The organism is Desulfovibrio fairfieldensis (assembly GCF_001553605.1).
GTDB lineage: Bacteria > Desulfobacterota > Desulfovibrionia > Desulfovibrionales > Desulfovibrionaceae > Desulfovibrio > Desulfovibrio fairfieldensis.
This window is the reverse complement of the sequence record NZ_CP014229.1, coordinates 2435860-2461547: the sequence shown is the minus strand read 5'-3', so window position 1 is coordinate 2461547 and position 25688 is coordinate 2435860. Positions and strand designations below refer to the sequence as shown.

General features: G+C 64.7%; 22 protein-coding genes. 13 read left to right on the top strand and 9 right to left on the bottom strand.

Annotated features, from left to right (window positions below):
* Positions 1-46 precede the first annotated feature (46 nt).
* Positions 47-304 (bottom strand): hypothetical protein, encoded by a 258-nt coding sequence (locus AXF13_RS10465; RefSeq protein ID WP_009301914.1) that lies wholly within the window; start codon positions 302-304, stop codon positions 47-49.
* Between the two features lie 157 nt (positions 305-461).
* On the opposite strand from AXF13_RS10465, the gene AXF13_RS10460 reads away from it, so the two are divergent.
* The 11 genes from AXF13_RS10460 (at position 462) to AXF13_RS10410 (ending at position 15967) form a co-directional block, all read left to right on the top strand.
* Positions 462-845 (top strand): NirD/YgiW/YdeI family stress tolerance protein, encoded by a 384-nt coding sequence (locus tag AXF13_RS10460; RefSeq protein ID WP_062253113.1) that lies wholly within the window; start codon positions 462-464, stop codon positions 843-845.
* A gap of 56 nt (positions 846-901) precedes the next feature.
* Positions 902-1291, top strand: a complete 390-nt coding sequence (locus tag AXF13_RS10455) for a NirD/YgiW/YdeI family stress tolerance protein (RefSeq protein ID WP_062253111.1) — start codon at positions 902-904, stop codon at positions 1289-1291.
* 128 nt (positions 1292-1419) lie between these two features.
* Positions 1420-1773 carry a NirD/YgiW/YdeI family stress tolerance protein gene (locus tag AXF13_RS10450; protein WP_009301917.1) on the top strand — a complete coding sequence of 118 codons (354 nt, stop codon included), beginning with the start codon at positions 1420-1422 and terminating at the stop codon, positions 1771-1773.
* Between the two features lie 65 nt (positions 1774-1838).
* Positions 1839-2555 (top strand): response regulator transcription factor, encoded by a 717-nt coding sequence (locus tag AXF13_RS10445; RefSeq protein WP_062253108.1) that lies wholly within the window; start codon positions 1839-1841, stop codon positions 2553-2555.
* A complete protein-coding gene (locus tag AXF13_RS10440; protein WP_062253106.1) occupies positions 2552-4006 on the top strand; it encodes a sensor histidine kinase in 1455 nt (484 codons plus the stop codon). Before AXF13_RS10445 ends, AXF13_RS10440 begins: the two co-directional genes overlap by 4 nt.
* Positions 4003-5205 (top strand): MdtA/MuxA family multidrug efflux RND transporter periplasmic adaptor subunit, encoded by a 1203-nt coding sequence (locus AXF13_RS10435; protein ID WP_062253104.1) that lies wholly within the window; start codon positions 4003-4005, stop codon positions 5203-5205. Before AXF13_RS10440 ends, AXF13_RS10435 begins: the two co-directional genes overlap by 4 nt.
* Positions 5206-5344: 139 nt before the next feature.
* Positions 5345-8512 (top strand): MdtB/MuxB family multidrug efflux RND transporter permease subunit, encoded by a 3168-nt coding sequence (locus tag AXF13_RS10430; protein ID WP_190276344.1) that lies wholly within the window; start codon positions 5345-5347, stop codon positions 8510-8512.
* On the top strand, positions 8509-11775 hold the full coding sequence (locus tag AXF13_RS10425) for an efflux RND transporter permease subunit (RefSeq protein WP_062253100.1): 3267 nt from the start codon (positions 8509-8511) through the stop codon (positions 11773-11775). Before AXF13_RS10430 ends, AXF13_RS10425 begins: the two co-directional genes overlap by 4 nt.
* A 151-nt stretch (positions 11776-11926) precedes the next feature.
* Positions 11927-13585, top strand: coding sequence for a diguanylate cyclase domain-containing protein (locus tag AXF13_RS10420; protein WP_062253098.1), 1659 nt, complete (start codon positions 11927-11929; stop codon positions 13583-13585).
* Complete coding sequence (locus tag AXF13_RS10415; RefSeq protein ID WP_062253097.1) at positions 13566-14717, top strand: aminotransferase class I/II-fold pyridoxal phosphate-dependent enzyme; 1152 nt, start codon at positions 13566-13568, stop codon at positions 14715-14717. Before AXF13_RS10420 ends, AXF13_RS10415 begins: the two co-directional genes overlap by 20 nt.
* Positions 14718-14722: 5 nt before the next feature.
* The gene (locus tag AXF13_RS10410; RefSeq protein ID WP_062254840.1) at positions 14723-15967 is read left to right on the top strand and encodes a diaminopropionate ammonia-lyase; all 1245 of its coding nucleotides are present in this window, start codon (positions 14723-14725) and stop codon (positions 15965-15967) included.
* Positions 15968-16080: 113 nt separating this feature from the next.
* Here the strand turns inward: AXF13_RS10410 and AXF13_RS10405 are convergent, their stop codons facing one another.
* The 4 genes from AXF13_RS10405 to AXF13_RS10390 all read right to left on the bottom strand — a co-directional run bounded on the left by AXF13_RS10405 (position 16081) and on the right by AXF13_RS10390 (position 19310).
* On the bottom strand, positions 16081-16371 hold the full coding sequence (locus tag AXF13_RS10405; protein ID WP_062253095.1) for an HMA2 domain-containing protein: 291 nt from the start codon (positions 16369-16371) through the stop codon (positions 16081-16083).
* Positions 16365-18512 (bottom strand): heavy metal translocating P-type ATPase, encoded by a 2148-nt coding sequence (locus tag AXF13_RS10400; protein ID WP_062253093.1) that lies wholly within the window; start codon positions 18510-18512, stop codon positions 16365-16367. The genes AXF13_RS10405 and AXF13_RS10400 overlap by 7 nt, the downstream gene beginning before the upstream one ends.
* A gap of 117 nt (positions 18513-18629) precedes the next feature.
* Positions 18630-18899, bottom strand: a complete 270-nt coding sequence (locus AXF13_RS10395; RefSeq protein ID WP_062253091.1) for a DUF6110 family protein — start codon at positions 18897-18899, stop codon at positions 18630-18632.
* A gap of 162 nt (positions 18900-19061) precedes the next feature.
* Entirely contained in the window at positions 19062-19310 is a 249-nt protein-coding gene (locus AXF13_RS10390; protein WP_062253089.1) for a FeoA family protein, read from the bottom strand.
* A 237-nt stretch (positions 19311-19547) separates the two neighbouring features.
* Between AXF13_RS10390 and AXF13_RS10385 the strand changes: the two genes are divergently transcribed.
* Complete coding sequence (locus AXF13_RS10385; RefSeq protein WP_062253088.1) at positions 19548-20045, top strand: hypothetical protein; 498 nt, start codon at positions 19548-19550, stop codon at positions 20043-20045.
* A 125-nt stretch (positions 20046-20170) separates the two neighbouring features.
* On the opposite strand, the gene acs is transcribed toward AXF13_RS10385, so the two are convergent.
* The 4 genes from acs to AXF13_RS10365 form a co-directional block, all read right to left on the bottom strand.
* Positions 20171-22228, bottom strand: coding sequence for an acetate--CoA ligase (gene acs, locus AXF13_RS10380; RefSeq protein ID WP_062253085.1), 2058 nt, complete (start codon positions 22226-22228; stop codon positions 20171-20173).
* 600 nt (positions 22229-22828) lie between these two features.
* Entirely contained in the window at positions 22829-23485 is a 657-nt protein-coding gene (locus tag AXF13_RS10375; protein ID WP_190276405.1) for a Maf family nucleotide pyrophosphatase, read from the bottom strand.
* An 80-nt stretch (positions 23486-23565) separates the two neighbouring features.
* On the bottom strand, positions 23566-24126 hold the full coding sequence (gene yfcE, locus AXF13_RS10370) for a phosphodiesterase (protein WP_009301929.1): 561 nt from the start codon (positions 24124-24126) through the stop codon (positions 23566-23568).
* Positions 24126-24377 carry a Trm112 family protein gene (locus tag AXF13_RS10365; protein ID WP_062253082.1) on the bottom strand — a complete coding sequence of 84 codons (252 nt, stop codon included), beginning with the start codon at positions 24375-24377 and terminating at the stop codon, positions 24126-24128. Before AXF13_RS10365 ends, yfcE begins: the two co-directional genes overlap by 1 nt.
* Before the next feature lie 436 nt (positions 24378-24813).
* Here AXF13_RS10365 and AXF13_RS10360 point away from each other — a divergent pair, with 436 nt between their 5' ends.
* On the top strand, positions 24814-25683 hold the full coding sequence (locus AXF13_RS10360) for a PHP domain-containing protein (RefSeq protein WP_223299904.1): 870 nt from the start codon (positions 24814-24816) through the stop codon (positions 25681-25683).
* The last annotated feature ends 5 nt before the right edge of the window (positions 25684-25688 follow it).

Sequence of the window (25688 nt, the reverse complement as noted above, 5' to 3'; positions counted from 1 at the left end):
GCGGCGCTGCGGGGCGGAAAAATCCGAAAAAGAGGGGAGGGCCGGGCTAGCTCTTCAGATGGCTCTGGGGCGTCATGCGCTCCTTGGACAGAGAGGCCAGATCGTTTTCCTGGGCCAGGTTGCGGTTCCAGGCGCGGATGGCCGCTCCCTGGGAAACCGACCACTGCTGCGAAGTCTGGCCGCAGGCGCAGACCACGCGCCAGACTTCCTGCCGACGGCCCGGCGGCAACATGGATTCCAGATGGGCATTGGTGCCCCCGCAGGCGAGGCAGGGACGGATAGTATGCGGATCAAGCTCTTTCATGCCGGAACGATAGCAGTTTTGCCCCGGCTCCACAAGGGCGCATTCCCGCCTCGGGGCGCCGCGTGCTGACGCTTTGCTGACGCCTGCCGGAGCAGAGTATTTTCGCGGGCGGCAACGGATGTTGCCGAGAAGCAAGCCCGCAATGCAGGAGGAAACTATGCGTTATTTACTTTTCCTGGCGCTGGCGGTCATGCTGGCGGTTCCCGTATACGCGGCTGAAACGGCGGCCCCGGCCCTGCCCGGCGGCGGCTTTCAGGGCCCCGGCGGGACCGTGAGCACAGACACTGTTGCCAAGGCCCTGGTTGCTCCCAACAAAACTCCGGTGGTGCTGACCGGACATGTTGTGGAACGCGTGGCCGGCAAGGACGACAAATACCTGTTTCAGGACGAAAGCGGCAAAATCATGGTGGAGATCGACCACAAGGTTTTCGCCGGGCGGGACATCACTCCCGAGAGCAACGTGCGTCTGTTCGGCAAGCTGAAGAAGTATCCTAAAAAGCCGCTGCGGGTGGACGTGAAGGTGCTGCAGCTGTTGCAGTAGGCTCTCGTCTCGCCTCAATCCACTTTAAACATATACGGTAAAATCCGGAGGACAAAATGCGTTATCTGCTTACTTTCGTCATGCTGGCCGTGCTGGCCGTCCCCGCTTATGCGGCATTTGAAGGTCCCAATTCCGGCGGCCAGAGCATGGGCGGCTTCCAGGGCCCCACCGGCGGCGTGCAGGCTGATACGGTGAAAAAGGCTCAAAGTTCCTGGGACGACGCGCCCGTGGTGCTTGTCGGCAACATTGTGGAGCGCCTGGCCGGCAGCGACGACAAATATCTGTTCAAGGACGCCACGGGCCAGATCATCGTGGATATCGACCACGAGACTTTCGCGGGCCGCACCGTGACCCCGCAGACCAAGGTGCGTCTTTCCGGCAAGGTGGACAAGGATATGATGGAACCCATCAAGATTGATGTGAAGGTTCTGGAAATCCTGAAGTAAAGCATTTCAACTTTGAAATTGGCATAACTTCAAAGTGAATCTGCTCTAGAGCAAAGTAAATCTGCTCTAAAAGAACGGCGGAACGCGGGGCGGGCTTATCCCGCCCCGGCTTTGCCCGGAGTATGCCCATGCGTGTATTGGCATTGCTGCTTTTCTTCCTGTGCGTTGCCGTTCCTGTGCGCGCCGCCGGTTTTGAGGGGCCGGGCGTCTCGCCCACGGTGACCCGGGCCGCGGATGTGCTGGACGCCCAGGACGATGCCCCCTGCGTGCTGGAAGGGCATATTTTGGAAAAAATCCCCTTCCGCAAAAACAGGTACCTGTTCGGTGACGGAAGCGGCCGCGTGGTGGTGGAGATCGAGAATGACATTTTCGGCCACCTCACGATCACGCCGCACGACCGGGTGCGTCTTATGGGCCATGTGAATTGGAGCCGCAAGCGCTCCAATGAAGTGGAAGTGGACGCCCTGGCCCTCATCGACTAAACTGACGGTCCGGAGCGGATTAACTTTGAAAAGTTACCTTGCTCTAACTTCGCCGCAGGTGCGTCATGCCCGTCTCCCTTCTGCTCATTGAAGACAATGAGGACATCCTGGCCAATCTCTATGCCTACCTGGAACCCCTGGGCTATGAGCTGGATTGCGCCCGTCACGGCCGGACCGGCCTGAGCATGGCCCTGGAAGGGCGTTTTGACTGCATTGTGCTGGACGTCATGCTGCCCGGACTGGACGGCGTGAGCCTGTGCCGGAATCTGCGCGAGGAACACCATTCCGCTGTGCCCGTGCTGATGCTCACGGCCCGCGACACCGTGGCCGACCGGGTACGCGGCCTGGAGGCCGGGGCCGATGATTATCTGGTCAAGCCTTTTGCCCTCAAGGAACTTGAGGCCCGCATCCGGGCCCTGCTGCGGCGGGGCCGTCTGAACGCCGTGGGTGGCGGTCCGGCGGCGGAAGCGGGCGTCTGGACCTTTGCCGATCTCAGTCTGAACAATGCCGAGCACCGGGCCGTGCGCCAGGGCCGTGAACTGCGCCTGAGCCCTTCGGGCTTCCGCATCCTGGCCGAACTGATCCGCGCGGCCCCGGCGCTGGTCCGGCGCGAGACCCTGGAACACCTGCTCTGGGGCGACGAAGCGCCGGAAGGCAGCGCGTTGCGCACCCATATCCATGAGCTGCGGCGCGAGCTGGACAAGCCCTTTGCCGTGCCCCTGCTGCAAACCGTGCCGCATGTGGGCTACCGCCTGAGTCTCGCCGGGGAGACTCAGGCGTGAGGCAGGGGGCCAGCATCCGCCAGCGCATGCTGGCGGCCTTTGTGCTGCTGGCGCTGGGCATGGGCCTGACCCTGGGCCTGGTGGGCCTGTTTTCCTATGACCGGCTGGGTGCGTATCTGGTGAGCTGGCATGCCCGGCCCGTCATGGAGGCGCTTATCGAAGCCGAACGGCGCGCCTGGGAAGCCGAGGACCGGGGCCGCCGCAATCTCTATTACGGCGAGGATCTGGCAGCGGCCATGCACTGGCGTTTTCTGGTGGGCAAGCAGATTCCCCCGGCCTGGGAGGAATTGCCCGACGGCCTGCATTTCTTCAAACAGATGGAGGAATTTGTTCTCCTGGTCCGGCGCAACGGCGTGGTCTACGCCCTGAGCGGCCGGACCGGCGCGTTCCAGGCCCTGAAGGCCCGTCTGGGCGGGCTGCTGCTGCTCTGCGCAGCCGCCGGGCTGGCCGTGGCCGTGCTGCTGGCCGTGCTGCTTTCCCGCAGGCTCACCCGTCCGCTCAGTCGCCTGACCGGCGCGGTGGAGAGCCGCGATCCTCGGGACCCCGCCGCGGTCACGCCCGTGCCGCCGGATATCCTGGGGCTGGAGGACGAGGTGGGCGTGCTGGCCCGCGCTCTGGCCGCGCGGGAGGCGGATTTACAGCGTTTCGTGCGGCGGGAGAGTTTTTTCACCGGCGACGTAAGCCATGAACTGCGCACGCCGCTCACGGTCATGCAGGGCGGTCTGGAAATTCTGGAACTGCGCCTGGCGGCTCTGTCCGAGACATCCGGCAACGCGGAACTCATGGCCGTGGTGGAGCGGCTTTCGCGCACCACGGCGCGCATGTCCGCCACGGTGCGCACGCTCTTGCTGCTGGCCCGGCGGCCCGAAGATATTGAACGCGGGCCCCTGGATCTCAGCGGGCAGATGCGGGGCCTGATCCGGGGGGGCGAGCGCGGCGGGCTGCTGCGTTTGGCCGGGCCGGAGGCGAACGGGCCGGGAAAAGGCGGGGGCGAGCGGGGTGCCGCGTCCCTGCCTGTGGACGGTGGTCCGGCGTTGCTTTTCGCGGATGTGGCGGACGGCGTCCAGGCCGTGGGCCAGAAGGAACTGGCGGCCATTGTGTTCAAGAATTTGCTGGACAATGCTTGTCGCTATACGGAAAATGGCCGCGTTTATCTGCGTTTGACGCCGGAAATGCTGGAGGTCCGCAACAGCGGGCGCATTCCCGGAGATCTGGATATTTTCGCGCGCGGCGTGCGCGGCCCGCAAGCGAACTGTGCCGGTGATCCGGCTCGGTCCGGGCACGAACGCGCCGCCGGTTCGGCGGGCAGCGGCCTAGGGCTCTCCCTGGCGTTGCGGGCCTGCGAGCATCTGGGCTGGCGGCTGGAACGGGACAGGGTCGCGCCAAGGGAAGAAAGCGTGTTTCGTGTGTTTTTTCCGCCGTTGCGCGCTGAAGAAGGAGACAGAGAGTGAAGGCATGGGCTCAACGCACTACGGGCCGCCGTCGCATATACATCTGGCTGGCGCTGGCCCTGGCGGCCGCGCTGATCGTCTGGCGTCTGTTTTTCGCGGGCGGCGGCGCCCGGCCCGGCATGAGCATGGACGCGCCCCCGGTGCGCGTGGCCACGGCTCTGGCCCAGAACGTGCCGCATTTTCTCAACGGTCTGGGCACGGTGATCCCTTCCAGTGACGTGCTGGTCAAAAGCCGGGTGGACGGGCAACTGGTCCGCCTGCACTTTCAGGAAGGGCAGCGCGTGAAGGCCGGGGATTTGCTGGCGGAAATCGACCCCCGGCCCTTCCAGGCCGCGCTGGACGAGGCCCAGGGCAATCTTGCCAAGGACCAGGCCCAGCTGGACAACGCCCGCCGCGACCTGGCGCGCTATGCCAAGCTGGCCAAGGGCGACTTTATCGCGGCCCAGCAGTATGAGACCCAGCGCGCCCTGGTGCGCCAGTATGAAGGCACGGTGGAGGCGGACAAGGCCGCGGTGGACTCGGCCCGCCTGCAACTGGACTACAGCCGGATCACCGCGCCCGTGGGCGGGCGGCTGGGCCTGCGCAACGTGGACGAGGGCAATCAGATCAAGAGTTCGGACAGCGACGGCCTGGTGCGCATCACCGAGGTCAGCCCCTGCGACGTGCTGTTCACGCTGCCCGAGAGCCAGGTGCCCCTGGTGGCGCGGGCCCTGCGCGAGCGTGAGGAAAATCCCTCTCTGCCGCCCCTGCCCGTGCAGGCCTGGGACAGGGAGCAGAAGCATCTGCTGGCCGTGGGCAGCCTGCTGTCCCTGGATAACCAGATCGACGCGGCCACGGGCACGGTCAAGCTCAAGGCCCGTTTTCCCAATCAGGACGGCGCGCTCTATCCCAACCAGTTCGTCAATGCCCGGCTGATGGTCCGGATGCTCAAGGACGCCGTGACCATTCCGGCTTCGGCGGTGCAATTGGGCTCGCGCGGCTCGTATGTCTATGTGGTGAGCAAGGACGACAAGGGCGACGAAATCGCCCATGTGCGCGAGGTGACGCCGGGCATCAGCACGGACCGGCTCACGGTCATCGACAAGGGCCTGAAGGCCGGGGAAGTGGTGGTGGTGGACGGCCTGGACCGCCTGCGCGACGGCATCACGGTCAAGGTGGCGGCGACCGTGGAGACGCCGAAGGCGGAAGCCGTGGAGTAGTCTCCGGCTGCCGCTGATCAGTTTTTAGGGGGTTGTCATACGGGTGACGTTTTGTGTGCCCTGTGCCCGAAGGGCAAAGAAAATATTGTCCGAGTGACAAGCCCCGTTCCCCTTGGGGACGTGGCAAGGTGTCTATACCATGAACCTCTCCCGCATCTTCATTCTCCGTCCCATCGCCACCTCCCTGTTGATGGTGGCCCTGCTGCTCTCGGGCCTGCTGGCCTACCGTTCCCTGCCGGTGGCGGCCCTGCCGCAGATCGACTACCCCACCATTCAGGTGCAGACCCTCTATCCCGGCGCGTCGCCGGACGTCATCGCGGCGGTGGTCACGGCCCCGCTGGAACGCCAGTTCGGGATCATGCCCGGCCTGGTGCAGATGAGTTCCCTGTCCTCGGCCGGGGCCTCGGTCATCACCCTGCAATTCGACCTTTCCATCGCCCTGGACGTGGCCGAGCAGGAAGTGCAGGCGGCCATCAACGCGGCGGACAACCTGCTGCCCAACGACTTGCCCAATCCGCCGGTCTACAACAAGGTCAATCCGGCGGACCCGCCCATCGTCACCCTGGCCGTGACCAGCGACGCCATGCCCCTGACCCGCCTGGAAGACCTGGTGGACACCCGGCTGGCCCAGAAGATTTCGCAACTGCCCGGCGTGGGCCTGGTCACGCTGTCCGGCGGCCAGCGCCCGGCCGTGCGCGTGCGGGTCAATCCCAAGGCCCTGGCCGGGGCGGGCCTGACCCTGGCCGACGTGCGCTCGGCCATTGCCTCGGCCAACGTCAACGACGCCAAGGGCAGTTTTGACGGGCCGGAGCGGGCCAGCACCATTGACGCCAACGACCAGCTCTCCTCGGCGCAGGAATATGCCCGGACCATCATCGGTTACAAGGACGGCGCGCCGCTGCGCCTCAAGGATGTGGCCGACGTGCTGGAAGGCGCGGAAAACGCGCGCCTGGCCGCCTATGTGGCCTCGGCGGGCGCGGACGGCAAAGACGCCTTTCGCCCGGCCATAGTGCTCTCGGTGCAGCGCCAGCCCGGAGCCAACGTCATCAACGTGGCCGACAGCGTGACCCGCCTGCTGCCCGTGCTGCAACAGACCCTGCCCGGCAATGTGGAAGTGCGCGTGGTTACGGACCGCACCACCACCATCCGCGCCACGGTGCACGACGTGCAGCTGGAACTGCTCCTGGCCGTGGCCCTGGTCATCTGGGTCATCTGGCTCTTCCTGCGCAATGTGGAGGCCACCATCATCCCGGCCTTGGCCGTGCCGCTTTCCCTGGTGGGTTCGCTGGGCGTCATGTATCTGGCCGGATTTTCCCTGAACAATCTCACTCTCATGGCCCTGGTCATCGCCACCGGCTTTGTGGTGGACGATGCCATTGTGGTCATTGAAAACATTTCCCGCTACCTGGAGCAGGGCGAGCGGCCCCTGCAGGCCGCGCTCAAGGGCGCGGGCCAGATCGGCTTCACCATCATTTCCCTGACCATCTCCCTGGTGGCCGTGCTCATTCCGCTGTTGTTCATGGGCGACGTGGCCGGGCGGCTGTTCCGCGAATTCGCCGTGACCCTGGCCGTGACCATATTGATCTCGGCGGTGATCTCCCTCACGCTCACGCCCATGCTCTGCGCGGTCATGCTCCGGCCCGAGCGCCACGCCGGGGAAAAGGAAGAGGGCCGTTTCTTCAGCCGCCTGCTTCTCTGGTACGAGCACAGGCTGGACTGGGTCTTCGCTCATCAGCGCCTGACCCTGGGCGTGGCCCTGGGCACCCTGGCGCTCACGGTCGTGCTGTACATCGTGGTGCCCAAGGGCTTCTTCCCGGTGCAGGACACGGGCGTGATCCAGGGCATTGCCGAGGCTCCGCAGGACACGTCCTTCACGGCCATGGCCGAGCGCCAGCGCCAACTGGCGGATCTGATCCTGCAGGACCCGGCCGTGGAAAGCGTGGTTTTTTTCGTGGGCGTGGACGGCATCAACCAGAGCCTGGGCACTTCGCGCCTGACCGTGGAACTCAAGCCCCTGTCCGAACGCGACGCCCGCGCCCCGGCCATTGCCAAGCGCCTCATGGAGCGGGCCGCGAGCCTGCCGGGGCTGACCCTCTACATGCAGCCCGTGCAGGATCTGACCATTGAGGATCGCGTCTCGCGCACCCAGTACCAGTTCACTGTTGAAGCCCTGAGCCGCGAGCAGTTGCAGGAATGGGTGCCGCGCGTGGTGCGGGCATTGTCCGAGCGGCCCGAACTGGAACACGTGACCAGCGACCTCCAGAAGCCGGGGCGCATGGCCTGGCTGAACATCAACCGCGACGCGGCCGGGCGGCTGGGCATCAGCATGTCGGACATCGACAACGCCCTGTACGACGCTCTGGGCCAGCGCCTGATTTCCACCATCTTCACCCAGACCAACCAGTACAAGGTGGTGCTGGAAGTGGCCCCGCGCTTCCGTCTGGGCCCGGCCGCCATTGAGAATATCCATGTGCGCGGCTCCACGGGCGATCCCGTGCCCCTGACCAGCATCGCCACTCTGGAGGAACGCCCGGCCCAGCTTTCCGTGGCGCGCCAGGGTCAGTTCCCGGTGGCCACCATCTCCTTCAACGTGGCCCATGACTCCTCGCTGGGCGCGGCCGTGAACGCGGTTCTGGCCGTGGAAAAGGAGCTGGGCCTGCCCCCGGCCCTGCGCACCCAGTTCCAGGGCGCGGCCCAGGCCTTTTTGTCCTCCACGGACAACCAGATCTGGCTGATCCTGGCGGCCATCGTGACCATGTATATAGTGCTGGGCGTGCTCTATGAGAGCTACATCCACCCGGTGACCATCCTTTCCACCCTGCCCTCGGCCGGAGTAGGGGCCCTGCTGGCCCTGATGCTGGCGGACATGGAACTGGGCGTGGTGGGCGTTATCGGCATTATCCTGCTCATCGGCATCGTCAAGAAAAACGCCATCATGATGATCGACTTCGCCCTGGAGGCCGAGCGCAAGGAGGGCAAGCCGCCTCTGGCGGCCATCCGCCAGGCCTGCCTGCTGCGCCTGCGGCCCATTCTGATGACCACCATGGCCGCCCTGCTGGGGGCCCTGCCCCTGATGATCGGCTGGGGCATGGGCGCGGAGCTGCGGCGCCCCCTGGGCGTGACCATGGTGGGCGGCCTGGTCGTCAGCCAGGTGCTGACCCTGTTCACCACGCCGGTGATCTATCTCTGGTTCGACCGTATGAGCCTGCGCCTGCGCCATACATCCACGCGCGGCACGGAGTCCTCGGAGTCCACGGATTCCAGGGAATCGGGAACAGGGGACACGCGGGCGGAGGAGGGCGCATGAGCGCGTCCGGCAAGCCCGGCGCTTCGGACAAAGGCGGCGGGACGGGCACGGAAAGGCGCCGCCGTTTCGGGCCGGAATTCATTCCCCTGAATATTTCCGCGCCCTTTATCCGGCGGCCCGTGGCCACCACACTGCTGACCATCGCCATTGCCCTGGCCGGTATGGTGGCCTTCGGCCTGCTGCCCGTGGCCCCGCTGCCGGAAGTGGACTTTCCCGTGGTGGTGGTGCGCGCGCGCATGCCCGGCGCCAGCCCGGAAACCATGGCCGCCACCGTGGCCACGCCGCTGGAGCGGGCCCTGGGGCGCATCGCCGGGGTCACGGAAATGACCTCCTCCAGCAGCCTGGGTTCCAGCAATGTGATTTTGCAATTTGATCTGGACCGGGATATCGACGGCGCGGCCCGAGACGTGCAGGGGGCCATCAACGCGGCCCGCTCCACCCTGCCGACCATGCCGTCCAACCCATCCTACCGCAAGGTCAATCCCTCGGGCGCGCCGATCATGATTTTGTCCATCACCTCGGACGTGCTGACCCGCGCCCAGTTGTACGACGCGGCTTCCACGGTGCTGGCCCAGAAAATTTCGCAGATTCCCGGCGTGGGCGAAGTGACCGTGGGCGGCGGGGCCCTGCCCGCCGTGCGGGTGGAGGCCATCCCCGACGCCCTGAACCGCGCGGGCGTGAGCATGGAGGACGTGCGCAAATCCCTGGCCGCGGCCAATGCCTTTCTGCCCAAGGGCATGTTGGAAAACGGAGAAAATTTCTGGCTGGTGGGGGCCAACGACCAGTTGCAGAAGGCCGAGGACTACAAACCGCTGATTGTGGCCCAGAAGGACGGCAAAACCATCCGGCTCTCGGACGTGGCGCGCGTAGAAGATTCCTCCCAGGACGTGCGCAACATGGCCGTGGCCAACGGCAAACCGGCCATCCTGCTGATCGTCTTTCGCTCGCCCGGAGCCAACATCATTGAGACTGTGGACCGGGTCAAGGCCATGATCCCGCAACTGCGCTCCTGGCTGCCGGAAAGCGCGGATCTGGAACTGCGCATGGACCGTTCCCTGACCATCCGGGCCTCTTTGCGCGAAGTGGAAAAAAGCCTCATGCTGGCCATGGGCCTGGTGGTGCTGGTGACCTTTCTGTTCCTGCGCAACGCCAGGGCCACCAGCATTCCGGCCGTGGCCGCGCCGGTTTCGCTTATCGCCACTTTCGGGGTCATGTACCTCTGCGGCTACAGTTTGGACAACCTCTCGCTCATGGCGCTCACCGTGTCCACGGGTTTTGTGGTGGACGACGCCATCGTGGTGCTGGAAAACATCGTCCGCCGTCTGGAAATGGGCGAAAGCCCCCTGCGCGCGGCCCTGCGCGGCGCGCGCGAAGTGGGTTTCACCGTGGTGTCCATTTCTATTTCCCTGGTGGCGGTGTTCACGCCCATTCTGTTCATGGGCGGCATTGTGGGCCGTCTGTTCCGCGAGTTTTCCGTGGTGCTCACCACGGCGGTGCTGGTCTCCATGCTGGTTTCCCTGACCACCACGCCCATGATGTGCGCCAAGCTGCTGCGGCCTTTTGACGCGGATCTGGCCCGGCGCAAGGAGCGCCTGCTGCAAGCCCGGGGCGGCTTTCTGAAACCGCTGCGGCAGTGGTGTACCCGCGTTGGGCAGGCCTGGGGGGCCATGCTGGCGGGCATGCAGCGCGGCTACGCGGCCAGCCTGGCCGTGGTGCTGCGCCATCCGCGCCTGACCATGCTTTCCCTGCTTCTGATCATTGCCGGAAATGTCTGGCTGTATATTATAGTGCCCAAGGGCTTTTTCCCCCAGCAGGACACGGGCGTGATCATGGGCGGCATCCGGGCGGACCAGAGCGCTTCCTTTCAGGCCATGCAGACCAAGCTGGCGAAGCTGGTGGACGTGATCCGCGCGGACCCGGCCGTGGAACAGGTTTCGGCCCATATTTCCGGCGGGCGCGGCGGGGGCGGGGTGTTCATCTCGCTCAAGCCTCTGGAAGAGCGCAAAATCGGCGCCCAGGCGGTCATCGGGCGGCTGCGCGGCAAACTCTCGTCCGAACCGGGCCTGCAGATTTTCCTGCAACCGGCCCAGGACATCATGATGGGCGGGCGCAGCGCGCGCTCCCAGTACCAGTATACCCTGCAGGCCGACAATCTGGACGATCTGCGCACCTGGGGCCGCCGCCTCCAGCAGGCCCTGGCGGCCCTGCCCCTGTTCAAGGACGTGGACAGCGACATTGAGGAGCGCGGCCTCCAGACCATGCTCACGGTGAACCGCGACGCTCTGGCCCGCCTGGGCCTGACCATGCGGGATGTGGACGCGGCCCTGAACAATGCCTTCGGGCAGCGCCAGGTGTCCACCATCTACCAGGATAAAAACCAGTACCGCGTGGTGCTGGAATACGGGCCGGACTGGCTGGAAGGCGCGCAGGCTCTGGACAAGGTGCGCCTGCCGGGCAAGGACGGCCTGGTGCCGCTGCTCAGCGTGGCCGGCGTGGGCCCGGCTTTCGCGCCGCTCTCCGTGGCGCATCAGGGCCAGTTCGCCGCCGTGACCATTTCCTTCAATCTGGCTCAGGGGGCCTCCCTTTCCCAGGCCCAGGCGGCCATTGCCGAGGCGCGGGTCAAAATCGGCATGCCCTCCACCATCGTGGGCAGTTTTCAGGGCACGGCCAAGATATTCAGCGACACCATGAGCAGCCAGATCATTCTGATTCTGGCGGCCCTGGCCGCGCTGTACATTGTGCTGGGCGTGCTCTACGAGAGCCTGATCCACCCCCTGACCATCCTTTCCACTATTCCCTCGGCGGGCGGCGGGGCCCTGCTGGCCCTGATGCTTTTCAAGATGGAGTTCAGCGTCATCGCGCTGATCGGCGTGCTTTTGCTGGCGGGCATCGTCAAAAAGAACGCCATCATGATGATCGACTTTGCCCTGGAGGCCTCCCGCACCCGCCATCTGCCGCCGGACAAGGCCATTTACGAAGCCTGCCTGCTGCGCTTCCGGCCGATTATGATGACCACGGCGGCTGCCATTCTCGGCGCGGTGCCCCTGGCCATGGGGCAGGGCGACGGCGCGGAGATCCGCCAGCCTCTGGGCATCACCATTGTGGGCGGCCTGTTGGTCAGCCAGCTGCTGACTCTCTACACCACGCCCGTGGTCTACCTCTGCCTGGACCGCGCCCGCCTGCGCGCGCGGCGCTTCTGGTGGCGGCTGCGCTACGGCAATGCCAGAGCCGCGCGCCTGGCGTTGCTCAGCCGCCGTTCCTGAGTTGATTTATCCCTGATATCCCGTATGGTTTTCAGAAACATGTTATTCCGTCAGATTGGAATACTTGCTTAAATCCTACTTTTGAGCGAAGAAATATACTAGACGGTGCGCGTCCGTCGGAGCCTGCTCCGGCGAAGGAGGCTAAGGCGGCATGTACCAGTGTACATTACGGATCAGAATCTGCGGCGCTGATGCGGAGCTGGAAAATATTCTGCGTTCCGTGCCGCCGCGTGAGCGCTTTGAGCATGTCTTCGTCAGCGGCGGCCCCGGTCCGGACTGCCGTGATCTGGAGCGGGACGACGTCATTTTTCTGAAGGCCGGGCGGATTTCCTGCCTGCCCGAAATACGCGGCGCGGCCAAAGCGGGCGCTCGCATCATCCTTCTGGCCCCTGACCCGGCGGAGGCCGCCGGGCTGCCGGACGGCATCTGGGATCATATCGACGATCTCTGGGCCGGGCCGTGCGGCGCGGCGGCGCTTGCCGCCCGTTTCGGAAGGCTGCTTGACGGCCTGAAGCTGCAACGGGATTCCCGCCTCACGCACTACTATCTGGATGCGGTCATCAACGCCACGCCCTCCCTGATCTGGTTCAAGGACGCGGTGGGCGCGCACCTCAAGGTCAACGACAGTTTTTGCCGGACCGTGGGCAAAAGCAAAGAAGACATTGAAGGGCGGGGCCATTATTATATCTGGGATCTGAAAAAGGAAGAATACGAAAAGGGCGAGTACGTCTGTCTGGAAACAGACACCGTGGTCATGGAAGAGGGCAAGACCCGCGTTTTTGACGAATTCGTCAAGAGCAAGCAGGGCATGCGCCAGTTCAAAACCTGGAAGTCGCCTCTTTTCGACGATGACGGACGGATCATGGGCACAGTGGGCGTGGCCCATGACGTGACCAACCTGGCCACCATGAGCGCCGAGCTGGAGCTGCTGCTGGGCAGCCTGCCTTTTGCCGTGATGATCACCGACGCGGAGGATCACATCGTCAATATCAACGAAAAATTCAAGGAATTTTTCGCGGTGGCCGACAGCGATGTGCTGGGCGGCGATTGCCGGGCATGGCGGGAAAATGCCATGTCCGGAGGCCAGCTGGTCCGGGAGGAAGAGCGCGCGGAACTGCGCTGGAAACTCAACGGCCGGGAGATTGTCCTGGATGTCCAGGAACAGGATATTCTGGATGTTTTTTCCAACAGAATCGGGGCCATCGTAATTTTTCGCGACGTCACGCTGGAGCGGGAGTTCGAGCGGCGGCTGTCGCGCCACGCCAATACCGACGTCCTGACCGGGCTGTACAACCGGCGCTATTTCTATGAGCATGCGCAGCCCGGAGGGACGAACGGGGCTGAAAGCCTGCTTTATGTGGACCTGGACCATTTCAAGAGCGTCAATGACCGCTGGGGGCATCAGGCGGGCGATCAGGCCCTGGTCACGGTGGCGGAGCTTTTGCGCGCCTCCTGTCCCCAGGCCGTGGTGGCTCGCCTGGGCGGCGACGAATTCGCCCTTTACTGGGGCGACCGGCCTCTGGATTTTCTGATCCGCAAGGCGCGGCTCCTGGTGAAACTGGTGCGTGAAGCCTTTCGCTCTTCAGAGGCCTTGCGGCTCATTGCCCCCAGCATCGGCATCGTGCGTTGCGACGAAGCCGGTCTGACCCTGGACGAGCTGATCCGCCGGGCGGATGTGGCCATGTATACGGCCAAGCGCGGCAAACTGGGCTACTGCGTCTACGAACCGGGTCTGGAAAAGCGTTCGGACGAAGCTCTCCGGAGCGGCGCGCCGGACGATGAGGGAGCGCATGCGGATTCCCGATTTTGAACTGGAAGTGTTTTTCGGCAAGCATGAATTTTCCGCGCCCCACCTTCTGGCCCAGTCCGACTGCGAGGCCTTGAGCATCGCGGAACTGCTGGCCTTGGAGCCGGACCCGGCCGGAGCGCGCGAGGCCTTTCTGCAAACTCGGCTCGGCTATGCCGAAAATGACGGCAAACCGGAACTCAGGCAGGCCATAGCCCGTCTGTACCGGAATGCGGACAATGACCGGGTGTTGGTGCAGACCGGCGCGCAGGAAGGCATTTTTTCCTGCCTGAATGTGCTGCTGGAAAAGGGCGATCACGTGATCTGCATGTTCCCGGCCTACCAATCCCTGTATGAGGTGGCGCGGGCCGTGGGCTGCGAGCTGTCTTTCTGGCGCTTCCGCCAGACAGGGCAAGGCTGGGCCCTGGATTTCGACGCATTGGAATCCCTGCTCCGTCCCCATACCAGGGCCATTGTCGTCAACACTCCCCACAATCCCACGGGCTACGCTCTGAGTGACGCGGAACTGCGCGCGCTCTGCGCCCTTGCGGCCGGGCGCGGCATCCATGTGATCGCCGATGAGGTTTACAAAGGCCTGGAAGACCCGGACGGCTCGGATGAAAACGCCTGGCATGCCCGTCCCGCGATCTGCGAGCTGTATGAGCGGGGCGTTTCCATCGGCGTGCTCTCCAAGGCCTACGGCCTGCCGGGCCTGCGCATCGGCTGGGCCGTCAGCCGCGACCGGGGCCTGCTTACGGCCATGAGCCGCTTCAAAAATTATCTGAGCATCTGTTGCGCCGCGCCCTCGGAGGAGCTGGCCCTGGTGGCCCTGTGCCACGCTCCGGCCATTCTGGCGCGCAACCGGGGCATTGTCCGGGCTAATCTGGCTCTGGCCGACGCTTTTTTCGCCCGGCACGCGGGCCTGTTTACCCACAACCGCCCCCTGGCCGGGCCCATCGGCTTCCACAAAATCCATATCGACGGCCCGATGGAGGGCTTTTGCGAGCGCCTGGCGCGTGAGGCCGGGGTATTGCTCCTGCCCGGCAGCGTCTACGGCATGGACGAGCCCTATTTCCGCATGGGCTACGGCCGCCGCAACTTCGGGGAGAATCTGGCGCGGTTCGAGTCTTGGCTGGCCGAAGCCAAACTGGATTGAAGCCCGTGCGTCCCGTGGAACTGGCGCTCAACGCCCGCTATGCCGCACAGCCGGATGCCGCCGTTCCGGTTCCGCCGTCCGCTTTCGGTCCGGCGCGGGCACGTAATGTCCGTGGTTTTCACGCCGGCTTCCCGGAATATAGCCCCACGCCCCTGTGCAGTCTGGCTGGCCTGGCCGCCCGGCTCGGTCTGGGCCGGGTCCTGGTCAAGGACGAATCCCGCCGTTTCGGGCTCAAGGCCTTCAAAGGGTTGGGCGCGTCCTGGGCCGTGGCCCGGATTCTGGCTCGCCGTCTGAATCTGCCGCCGGACGGTCTCAGCCGCGCGGCCCTTTGCGGGCCCGAGGCACGGGACCGGCTGGGAGAGATCACTCTTGTCACGGCCACGGACGGCAATCACGGGCGGGGCCTGGCCTGGGCCGCCCGGCAGTTCGGACAGCGGGCCGTGGTCTTCATGCCCAAAGGCTCGGCCGAGGCCAGAGCGGCGGCCATCCGCGCCTTGGGCGCATACTGTGAAATTACGGATCTGGCTTATGACGACGCGGTGCGCCATGCCGCCGCGCATGCGCGGGCTATGGGCGGCGTGCTGGTGCAGGACACGGCCTGGGACGGTTATGAGGAAATCCCGCGCTGGATCATGCAGGGCTACACGACCCTGGCTCTGGAAGCGCGGGAGCAGATGCGCGCCATGGGACTCACGCGGCCCACGCATCTGCTGTTGCAGGCGGGCGTGGGTTCCTTTGCCGCCGCCGTACTGAGTTTTTTCGCCGTTGCCGGCACGGAAGAGGGCGGTCCTGCCCCGCTGGCCGTCATTATGGAGCCGCACAGCGCCGATTGCATTTTCCGCTCCATTCGAAGTGAGGACGGCCGCGCCCATGCCGCGGCCGGGGAGATGCGCACCATCATGGCCGGTCTGGCCTGCGGCGAGCCCAGCAGCCTGGCCTGGGGGATTCTGCGGGAGCACGCTTTCGCGGCAGTGGCCTGTCCGGACGGCCTGGCGGCCAACGGCATGCGCATGCTGGCCGCGCCCCTGCCCGGCGATCCGGCGTTGGTTTCCGGCGAATCCGGAGCCGTGGGCGTGGGCCTGCTGGATTATCTGGCGCGCGCGCCGGAGGCGGCCGCCATGCGTTCGGCTCTGGGCTTGAACGAATCCTCGGTGGTGCTGCTGATCAGCACCGAGGGCGACACCGAACCGGACATGTACCGGCGGGTGGTCCAGGATGGCGCTTGCGCCTTTGATTTTCAGAGCCGTTAGAGCATTCCAAAGGTAATCTGCTCTACGACTCGGCGACCTGCCTTTAACAACGGATTGCCCCGCGCGGAACCATACCATCCGCGCGGGGCAATCCGCTTCAAGCCTGAACGGCTTCAACAGTCCGGCACGTGCGCCGGGCGGCCCGCCTGAACCGCGTCCAGATAATCGGCCCAGGCTTCGCCCACGGCGACAAGCCGCTCCTTGGGCAGGCGCGCGCTGTCGTAGAGAATCAGCACCGAGCCGCTGACGGTATTGAAGTCCACGGAAAGCACACCGTCAATGGCGGCCAGTTTTTCTCTGGCCGTGGCGGCCACGGCTTCACGGCGCAGGGCCGGGTGACGGATGCGTACCCGGCCGTCCGAAAAACTGGTCACGTATTTGAGCAGGCGCAGGCTGTTCAGCATGGGCTGTCCTCCACAGGGGCAACGGCTTCGGTGCTCCGCAGGTGCGGGCGCATGGCGTTGAGCGACACGCCCAAGGTGGTCAGGTTATGCAGCAGGGCCGAGACGCCGGGCTGCAAGAGCATGAACAGGCCGCCCGCCAAAAAGAGGCTGTTCAGGGTCAGGGTGGCCGCGAAGTTCACGTGGATGCGGCGCAGGGTGCTGCGGGCCAGCCGCCGCGCGTCGATGAGCCCGCCCAGATCCGGCCTGGTCAGCAGCACATTGGCAACTTCCCGCGCCAGATCCGTGCCGTCGATCATGGCCACGCCCACATGGGAGGCCGAAAGGGCCGGGGCGTCGTTGATGCCGTCGCCCACCATGAGCACCTTGCAGCCGTCGGCCGTCAGTTCCTGCACCACCTTGGCCTTGTCCGTGGGCAGGACCTGGGCGCGGAATTCCGTAATGCCCGCTCGCTCGGCCACGGCCCGTGCCGTGCGCTCATCGTCGCCGGTGAGCATCAGCACGCGTTTGAAGCCCATGCCGCGCAGGGTTTCCACCACTCCGGCGGCCTCGGGGCGCAACGGGTCTTCAATGGCCAGAATGCCGGCCAGTTTGCCGTCCTCGGCCAGATAGAGCAGGGAACGTCCTTGAGCCGCCTGGCAGGCGATCTCCGCCTCCATAGGCGAGACGTCCACGCCCTCGTCGTGCTCAATATAGTGGCGGCTGCCCACCCGCAGCTTTCTGCCGTACAGGGAGGACGCCACGCCGTGGGCCACCACGTATTCCACCTGGGCGTGCTCTTCCTCATGCTGGAGGCCCTCTTCCTGGGCCTTGCGCACCACGGCGCGGGCCACAGGATGGGGAAAATGTTCTTCCAGGCAGGCCATGATCCGCAGGACCTCGTCCCGCTCATGCCCGGCGGCGGGAATGACCGCAACCACCTTGGGGGTGGCGTTGGTCAGCGTGCCTGTTTTGTCGAAAACCAGGGTATCCGCATCGCTCAGGGCTTCCAGATAGCGACCGCCCTTGATAGCCATGCCGTGGCGCGCCCCCTCGCGCATGGCGGCCAGCACGGCCAGGGGCGTGGCCAGTTTGAGCGCGCAGGAATAATCCACCAGCAGCACCGAAGCGGCGCGCATGGGATTGCGCGTGATCAGCCAGACCAGTGCCGCCAGGCCGAAGGTAAAGGGCACGGCCAGATCGGCCAGCCGTTCGGTCTTGCCCTGGATGCCGGCCTTGAGCGCCTCGGACTGTTCAATGAAGGTGACCACCTGGCGCAGGCGGGTGCCGTCGCCCACCTGGCTGACCCGGATCACCAGACGACCTTCCTCCACCACGGTTCCGGCAAAGACCGCCGCGCCCTTGCCGCGCGGCACGCCCAGCGGTTCGCCGGTCATGGAGGATTGATTGACCAGCGCGCAGCCGTCCTCCACAATGCCGTCCACCGGGATGGAGCCGCCGTCGCGCACCACCACCAGATCGCCCTCGCGGACCTGGCCCAGAGGCACGGAGACTTCCGTGCCGTCCTCGCCGAGCAGCCAGGCGCTGTCCACATTCAGGGCAAGGCTTTCGGTCAGACTGTCCAGAGAGCGGCGGCGGGTCCAGTATTCCAGAGCCTCGCCCAGTCCCAGCAGCAGTGTCAGCACGCTGACCGTGCGGAAGTCGCGCATAAGCAGCGAAACGGTGATGGCCGCCGCATCCAGCACCTCCACGCTGAGCCTGCCGCGCAGCAGGGAGCCGAGACCCTTGAGCAAAAAAGGCACGGCCGTGGCGACGCTGGTGACCATGCGCCAGACCGTGGGCAAAAAGGGACGGATGATAAAAAAGCGTACCAGCGGCAACAGGCCGCCCGCAGGCGGCTCTTCAGGCAGAAGCTCCGCCGTGGTGGCCGGGAGATCCGCGCGGCCCGCGTCGCCCACGGCGTCCACGGCATCATGGGCGGCCAGCAGGCGCAGGGCAGACACGCGGCTTTCCTGGCCGGCGTAGAAAAAAAGCAGGCTGCCCACGCGGGGGTTGACGTGCACCCCACTGATGCCGGGCAGTTCTTCCAGGTTCCGGGCCAGGTCGGCGGCCGGAATCGGGGACAGGGGGCGGCTGGCGCGCACGCGCATCCTGCCGGCGGCGCCGTCGAGACCCTGAAGTTCATGGACGATGGAAAAGGACATGCGCGCTCCAGTCTGAAAAAGAAAGCCCTGAACCGGGCCGGAAAAAACGGTCCCGGCCCTGAGGCGCATGCGGGAGATGCCGCAAGGCCGGGAATGGAATGACTGCGGGAGTTCCGGTTAGGCCTGGGCTTGCTCGGTTTCCTGGCTCTCTTTGGCCGCCTTGCGCTTTTCCGAAGCCTGACGGGCTTCAGCGGCGAGGTCTTCCATGTCTTCCTTGACCGCTTCCACCTTGCTCATCAGGGCGTCTTTCACATCCATGCCCCGGCTGATCAGGTCGGCGGCCACGGGCTTGAGGTTCAGCTTGCCCTTGCTCAAGGCCACGGCGCCCAGCGCGCCAAAGGCTATGCCGCCCAGAAAAATCAGTCCGAATTTGATGCCGCTGTTCATAAACTCCTCCTTTTACGTTGCAACTTGCTTTGCAACCCGCGCGATGGACGCCGACGGGCGATACTCCCCCGAACGCAGACAACACGTCCCGTCCTCCGCAGCTAGCCCGCGCGGCGGAGGCGAGATTGGACAAAACTGCCCCAACTGATGCAGGATAAAAAATTAGCGGGCCACGCCGGACACATCGACCTTGATGTAGTCCGCCTCGCTGTTGCGCAGGGAAATGGTCACCCCGGAAAGGCGCAGGGCCACCGGATCTTTGAGCGGCGCGCGTCCCACCACGGAAACGGTGGTGCCGGGAATCAGGCCCATGTCGCGAATGCGCCGGTTCATTTCGCCCAGCGCCTCCACTGTGGCGATCTTCCCCTGTTGGCCCACGTGCATCTGACGGAGACTGACAATCTGACTCATGCGCGTTCCCTCTCGTCGGCATTGTGCCGGTTGACTGTGATGGTGCCGGGTGCTGCCAGTCCGGCGCGGCGCCCCGTGGCGCGGAGAACCCCGCGCGCCGTTTGGGGGTCGGTCTTGATGGACGCCGCGCCGGAATATGGATCCCGGCTCAGAAGAGAGCTTGCACTAAATTTAATTATGGGTCAAGAAAAAAGAAAGTCATTTTCAAATAACTCCTGAAGTTACAAAGGGGGACTCATGCCGACATACCTTGTGCATGCTATGGAAGGCCGGGCGCGGCTGCGCCATCCGGCCCTGGCCGGGACCGCCGGGCGGGAACGGGCTTTGGCTGTTCTGTCCGGCAAGAGCGACGTGCTGGAAGCGCGTTGCGGTTCGGGCTCCATTCTGCTGCTTTTGACGCCGGACGCGGATCTGGGCGGCATCTGTCGGGATCTGGAGGCGGCCCTGCCGGAGTTGTGTCGCCCGGCAAAGACCTGTCGGGGCGCGCGGTCCGGCGCATCCGCAAACGGACCCGCAGGCGGCCCCATGACCGTTTGGTCCGGCCTGTTGCGGCGGGGACAAACTGTCTCCTTAGGGCTGAGTCCGCGTAAACTGGAGCTGCGCGCTCTGCTGGCCGCCTGCGGCCTGAGCATCGCACTTGGCTTCACGGGTAACGGGCGCGCCCATCTGGTGGCCGGGACGGCCTTCGGCCTGCTGGCCGCGCGTCACGTCTGGATCCGGCGCAAGGCCTTGTAGCATATCCGCGCTGCGCGAGGCTGTCGGTTGGCCGCCGGAGTGCGTATCCACGACGGATTTGCGGCAGTGAAAAAGGGTCGGCAAATGCCGACCCTTTTGGAGTTACGCAACAGTATGAGAGATAGTTATGCGCCCGCCGGGGCCCCTTCCTTGGCGTCCGGAGTCGGTTCATCCCCGGCCGGTGTGGCGGTTTCGTGCTGGCCCTGGAGGAGATTCTGGTGGCCGATGATGATGGCCTCCAGCACATGGGGATCGGCCAGGGCCGTGGTGTCGCCCATATCCTCATACGTGTCGCCGGCGATTTTGCGCAGCATGCGGCGGATGATTTTGCCCGAGGTGGTCTTGGGCATGGCCTCCACAAACTGGATGTATTCGGGGTTGGCCAGCGCGCCGATGTCGCGTCGCACGGTGTCGCGCAGTTTCTTGCGCAACTCCTCGCTCCAGGGCACTTCGTCGCGGGTGAGCACATAGGCGTAGATGGCCTCGCCCTTGAGCCGGTGGGGCATGGGCACCACAGCCGCTTCGCCCACTTCGGGGCAGGCGGCCAGCACGGCTTCGATTTCCGCCGTGGACAGACGGTGGCCGGAGACGTTGATGGAGTCGTCAATACGGCCCAGAATCCAGAAATAACCGTCCGCGTCCACCTGCGCGCCGTCGCCGGACTCGTAGCAGCCGAAGCGCGAGAAGTAGGACTGGTATTTTTCCTCATCGTTGAATACGCCGAGCATCATGCCGGGCCAGGGTTTGCGGATCACCAGATGGCCCGCGCCGGTGGTTTCCTCGCCGTCGCGTCCCGCGCTGCCCATGACGGCGGCGTCGATGCCGGGCAGGGGCTTGCTCGCCGAGCCGGGCTTGAGTTTGGTGGCGTAGGGCATGGGGCTGATCATGGCCCCGCCGGTTTCGGTCTGCCACCAGGTGTCCACAATGGGCAGTTCGCCCGCGCCGATGTGCTTGTGGTACCACTGCCAGGCTTCGGGGTTGATGGGTTCGCCCACCGACCCCAGAATGCGCAGGCTGCGCAGGTCATAGCGCTCTGCCCAGGCTTCGCCCAGGCGCATCAGGGAGCGGATCACCGTAGGCGCGGTATACAGGATGTTGACCCGGAAGTTTTCCACAATGCGCCAGTAGCGGTCGGGCTTGGGCCAGGTGGGCACGCCCTCGAACATCATGGTGGTGGCTCCCAGGGCCAGGGGGCCGTATACGCCGTAGGTGTGGCCGGTGATCCAGCCCATGTCGGCGGTGCACCAGTAGACGTCGTCGTCGCGCATGTCGAAGCACCACTGGGTGGTGTGGGCCGCATAGGTCAGATAGCCGCCCGTGGAATGCATGATGCCCGTGGGTTTGCCCGTGCTGCCGCTGGTGTGCAGCAGAAAGAGCGTGTCGTTGGCGTCCATGGGCTCGCAGGGATAGTCGGCATTGAGGGTGAAGTCGTCGATAAGGTCGTGCCACCAGATGTCGCGGTTGGGCTGCATGGTGACGTTGTCCAACCCGGCGCGCCGCACGACCACCACATGGGCCACGGAGGGGCATTTTTCCAGAATGGGGTCCAGGTTGGCCTTGAGCGGCTTGAACTTGCCCGCGCGCACGGTGGCGTCGGCGGTGATCACCACCCTGGCCTTGGAGCCCTGGATGCGGCTGCGCACGCCGCCCTCGGCGTATCCGGAGAAGATGGCCGTATGAATGGCCCCGATGCGCGCGCAGGCCAGCATGGCGATGACCAGTTCCGGAATCATGGGCATGTACAGGGCCACGTGGTCGCCCTTGCGGATATGCAGGGAGCTCAGGGCGTGGGCCATGCGGCAGACTTCGGTGTACAGCATCTGATAGGTGTAGCAGCGCACATCCATTTCATCTTCGCCCTGCCAGATCAGGGCGGCCTTGTTGCGGCGGCCTGAAATCAGATGGCGGTCGATGCAGTTGAAGGAGGCGTTGAGTTTGGCGCCGGTAAACCATCTGTACTTATGCCGTTGCTCGTCGGCATCCAGGACTTTGTCCCAGCGCTTGAACCAATGTATCAACTGAGAGGCGCGAGCCCCCCAGAAGTCGCTGGGGTCTTCCAGTGCGCGGCGGCACAGGGCGTCGTACTCTTCCTGGCCACAGATCCAGGCTGAGGATTTGCCGTGTTCCGGCGGCAGATAGCTGCGCTTCTCGGTCAACAATGTGGTGATGCGTTCCTGGGACATGGTCGCGCCCTCCCTCCTAGTGTGGACGTTATGAAAAAAGTTGGCACACCAGCCATGTTACTGGCGTAAAGGGATTCTCTTTGCGCGTCAAGCACCCGTAATTGTTTGTTCTTTCAGTCATGGCTGTGCAAAATGGCACAAGCGTGAGGCGTAGGCGTTGTTTTTCATAGAGAAATCGTTGGTCGGAGGCGGTGGAGTATAAGGAATTTTTTCACAAAAAGTTGAAAAAATTTTTTATCGGGACGTGCCGGGAGATTCGGCAAGAGCTCCGTATGGCTGAAGAGAGATGGAGCATGGCTTTGTTCCGTCCACATTCCGTCCGTGGAGCAGATTACCTTTGAAACGTTTTGCGTTTCAAAGGGGGCATTCCGGAAAAACGCGGTTTTTCCGGAATCCACGCCGCGTTGCTCTTGATGTCTGTACGCCCTTTGGGCTACAGGCACGGCCCTACGGGCCGCCAGTCGGGTCGGTCTTCGCGGCGCGCCGCACCGTGTGCGGCGTTAGAGCATTTCAACTTTGAAATACCCTATTGAAAGGTTACTCCCGCGTACTCAGCGGAAAAGCTGATCAGAGCAATCCACGTTTGAGATGTGTAACATTTCAAACGCAAAATGCTGTGGGAAGCGGATTGGCGTCCGCCGGAGACATCAGGCCCCGTTCCAGCAGGATTTGGACCAGGGGCGTCACGGGCAGGCCCACCACCGTGCTCCACGAGCCTTCCACCCGCTCCACCAGAAAGGCCCCTTGCCCTTGAATGGCATAAGCCCCGGCCTTGTCGTCCGGCTCGTGGGTGCGGGCGTAGGCGGCCAGCACGGATTCGGGCCAGGCGTGGAAGAAAACCCGGCTCACGTCGCTGAACAGTTCGCCGGGGAGGCCGGGCCACCCCCGGGGCAGCAGCAGGCAGACGGCGCTGATGACCTCATGCCCCCGGCCCGCCAGGCGCGTGAGCATGTCCAGAGCATGAGGGGTATCGCGCGGCTTGCCCAGAATGTCGTCGTCCACGGCCACCACCGTGTCCGCCGCCAGAATCAGGCTGCGGGCGCGGGCAGTCGGGGAAAGGGCGCTTTCCACGGCCCGGGCTTTGGCCTGCGCGGCACGGCGGGTATAGGACGCGGGGTTTTCTCCGGCTTCGGGGCGCGGTTCCACGCCCCGCGGCCGGGCCGTGGCAAAAGGCAGGCCCCATTCCATCAGAAACTGCCGCCGTCGGGGCGAGGCCGAGGCCAGGACCAGCTCCACATCCGGCGCAAGGCGGAACAGAGGAGTGAATTGGGTCGCGAATTGGGGGCAAAAGCCCGTTTCCGGCGCGGGTGTGGGGGACTGGGCGGCGGGCACGGGCTTTACGCTCCGCCCGGCTGATGCCGCAGAACTTCGCGGCCGTGCGTGTCCAGCACGCGGAAGACGCCGTCCTCGCACAGGCCGTAGCTGCGCGGCGAACCGCCCTTGGGCAGGGAAAGGGAGCCGGGGTTCCAGAAATGCAGTCCGTCCAGGGTTTCGCCGCGCGGCACATGGGTGTGCCCGCGCAGAATTACCGTGCCCTGGGGCATGCCCGGCAGCGGCGGGCGTTCGGGCAGATGGTGCCCGTGGCTGGCGAAAATGCGCAGGCCGTCGGCGTTGATCCAGGCGTTTTCCGTCACCGGAAATGGCAGCAGGGCCAGGTCCACCTCGGCGTCGCAATTGCCGCGCACCGCCGTGATGGGGCAGGGCAGGGCGTTGAGGTCGGCCATTTCCTTGAGGACCGTGGGCGTGTTGTAACTTTCGGGCAGGGGGTTGCGCGGACCGTGATAGACCAAGTCTCCCAGGAGCACCAGCAGGTCCGGTTGCAGTTCGCGGGCTTTGCCCAGCAGAAAGCGCAGGCTCTCCAGCGAGCCGTGCAGGTCGGAAGCGATGAGCAGGCGCATCAGTCCAGTTCCCCGGCCCGCTCCCCGACATGTTCCGAGGCTGATTTTTCCCGTGCGCCCTGATCCCACTGCGCGCGGGGCACGGCTTCCTCAATCAGCATGACCGGGATGTCGTCGCGTACCGGATAGACCACCTGGCAGGCCTGACAGGCGAAGCCTTGGGTACGCCCGTCCCGCGCCAGGGCTTCCAATGTGCCCAGGCAGCGCGGGCAGGCCAGGATCCGCAATAATTCTTCGGTATTCATGGGCATGGTATTTTCCTTTTGATAAAAACGATCCACAGCATACCTTGATGCTCCCCAGGCTTCAAGGGGCGGCCGGAGGTCCGGCAGGGCAGACGCATCTAAAAAAAGTATTTATTCCCCGGTAGATCGGGGAACGAACAAAAAAGCGAAGCCATCTTTGCTCCGCCGGAGCGAAGCGCAGGCGGATGGCTGGTGCCGGGAGAATCCTAAAAAATAAGATTTTTGCGCGCTGGCAAGAAAAATGGCACTTTTTGCGCGGAATGTACTCAAGTACATGAGCAGCAAAAAGCGCCAAGTGACGCAGCCAGCGCACAAAAGGCTGGTTTTGACGGATCATCACGGCAGATAAGGGGCCTGCAAGGGCTGGAATTAGATGCGTCTGCCCTGGGAGGTCCGGCCGCGCTTGCATTTTTCAGGCACTGGCTTACCTTGGAAAGAAGAGATGAATTTTCCCATGAAACTGATCGACCTGCATACTCACACGCTGGCTTCGGACGGCACGGATAGCCCTTCAGCCCTGGTGCAAAAGGCCCATGCCGCTGGTCTGGCCGCTGTGGCCGTTACCGACCACGACACCGTCTCCGGCCTGGACGAGGCCGAGGAAGCCGGGCGTGACCTGGGCATCAAGGTGATCCGGGGCTGTGAACTTTCCACCCATACCGAGCACGGCGAGGTGCACATCCTGGGGCTCTGGCTGCCGCGTGACGCCGCCCCTCTTCAGGATCAACTCGGCTATCTGCGTCGCAAACGCTGTGAGCGTAACCGGGCTATTGTGGAGAAGCTGCGCGCCCTGGGGCTGGACATCAGCCTGGAAGAGGTGCGCGCCATCGCCAAGGAGAGCGTGGGACGGCCGCACATCGCGGCGGTGCTGGCATCCAAGGGCTATGTGCGCGACGTGGGCGAGGCCTTCCGGGAATATCTCGGCTTTTACGGCAAGGCCTATCTGCCCAAGGAAGTGCTGGAACCCGAAGCGGCCGTGCATCTGCTGGCCGGTCTGGGGGCCACGGTGAGCTTGGCCCATCCCCTCTTGCAGAAATACCCCCTGCCCTGGCTGGAAGGTTTTGTGGAGCATCTGTCCGGCTGCGGGCTCACAGCCATTGAAGCATGGCACAGCGAGCACTCGGACGCGGATACGCGCCTCTGCGTGGAATGGGCCCGGCGTTTCGGCCTGGGCCTCAGCGGCGGTTCGGACTACCACGGCGGCAACAAGCCCGGCATCCGTCTGGGCGTGGGCCGAGGCGGCCTGCGGGTGCCCCTGGATGTGCTGGAAAAGCTGGAGGCGCAACGCCGGGCGCAAGGGCTGCCGTGCTAGCATCC

Coding starts and splice junctions, on each gene's coding strand:
- AXF13_RS10415 (WP_062253097.1), top strand. CDS start 13,566: ATGCGGATTCCCGATTTTGAACTGGAAGTGTTTTTCGGCAAGCATGAA.
- AXF13_RS10365 (WP_062253082.1), bottom strand. CDS start 24,377: ATGCCCATGAATACCGAAGAATTATTGCGGATCCTGGCCTGCCCGCGC.
- AXF13_RS10395 (WP_062253091.1), bottom strand. CDS start 18,899: ATGAACAGCGGCATCAAATTCGGACTGATTTTTCTGGGCGGCATAGCC.
- AXF13_RS10425 (WP_062253100.1), top strand. CDS start 8,509: ATGAGCGCGTCCGGCAAGCCCGGCGCTTCGGACAAAGGCGGCGGGACG.
- AXF13_RS10445 (WP_062253108.1), top strand. CDS start 1,839: ATGCCCGTCTCCCTTCTGCTCATTGAAGACAATGAGGACATCCTGGCC.
- AXF13_RS10450 (WP_009301917.1), top strand. CDS start 1,420: ATGCGTGTATTGGCATTGCTGCTTTTCTTCCTGTGCGTTGCCGTTCCT.
- AXF13_RS10430 (WP_190276344.1), top strand. CDS start 5,345: ATGAACCTCTCCCGCATCTTCATTCTCCGTCCCATCGCCACCTCCCTG.
- AXF13_RS10420 (WP_062253098.1), top strand. CDS start 11,927: ATGTACCAGTGTACATTACGGATCAGAATCTGCGGCGCTGATGCGGAG.
- AXF13_RS10390 (WP_062253089.1), bottom strand. CDS start 19,310: ATGAGTCAGATTGTCAGTCTCCGTCAGATGCACGTGGGCCAACAGGGG.
- AXF13_RS10460 (WP_062253113.1), top strand. CDS start 462: ATGCGTTATTTACTTTTCCTGGCGCTGGCGGTCATGCTGGCGGTTCCC.
- yfcE (WP_009301929.1), bottom strand. CDS start 24,126: ATGCGCCTGCTCATCGCTTCCGACCTGCACGGCTCGCTGGAGAGCCTG.
- AXF13_RS10405 (WP_062253095.1), bottom strand. CDS start 16,371: ATGCTGAACAGCCTGCGCCTGCTCAAATACGTGACCAGTTTTTCGGAC.
- AXF13_RS10465 (WP_009301914.1), bottom strand. CDS start 304: ATGAAAGAGCTTGATCCGCATACTATCCGTCCCTGCCTCGCCTGCGGG.
- acs (WP_062253085.1), bottom strand. CDS start 22,228: ATGTCCCAGGAACGCATCACCACATTGTTGACCGAGAAGCGCAGCTAT.
- AXF13_RS10360 (WP_223299904.1), top strand. CDS start 24,814: ATGAATTTTCCCATGAAACTGATCGACCTGCATACTCACACGCTGGCT.
- AXF13_RS10385 (WP_062253088.1), top strand. CDS start 19,548: ATGCCGACATACCTTGTGCATGCTATGGAAGGCCGGGCGCGGCTGCGC.
- AXF13_RS10400 (WP_062253093.1), bottom strand. CDS start 18,512: ATGTCCTTTTCCATCGTCCATGAACTTCAGGGTCTCGACGGCGCCGCC.
- AXF13_RS10455 (WP_062253111.1), top strand. CDS start 902: ATGCGTTATCTGCTTACTTTCGTCATGCTGGCCGTGCTGGCCGTCCCC.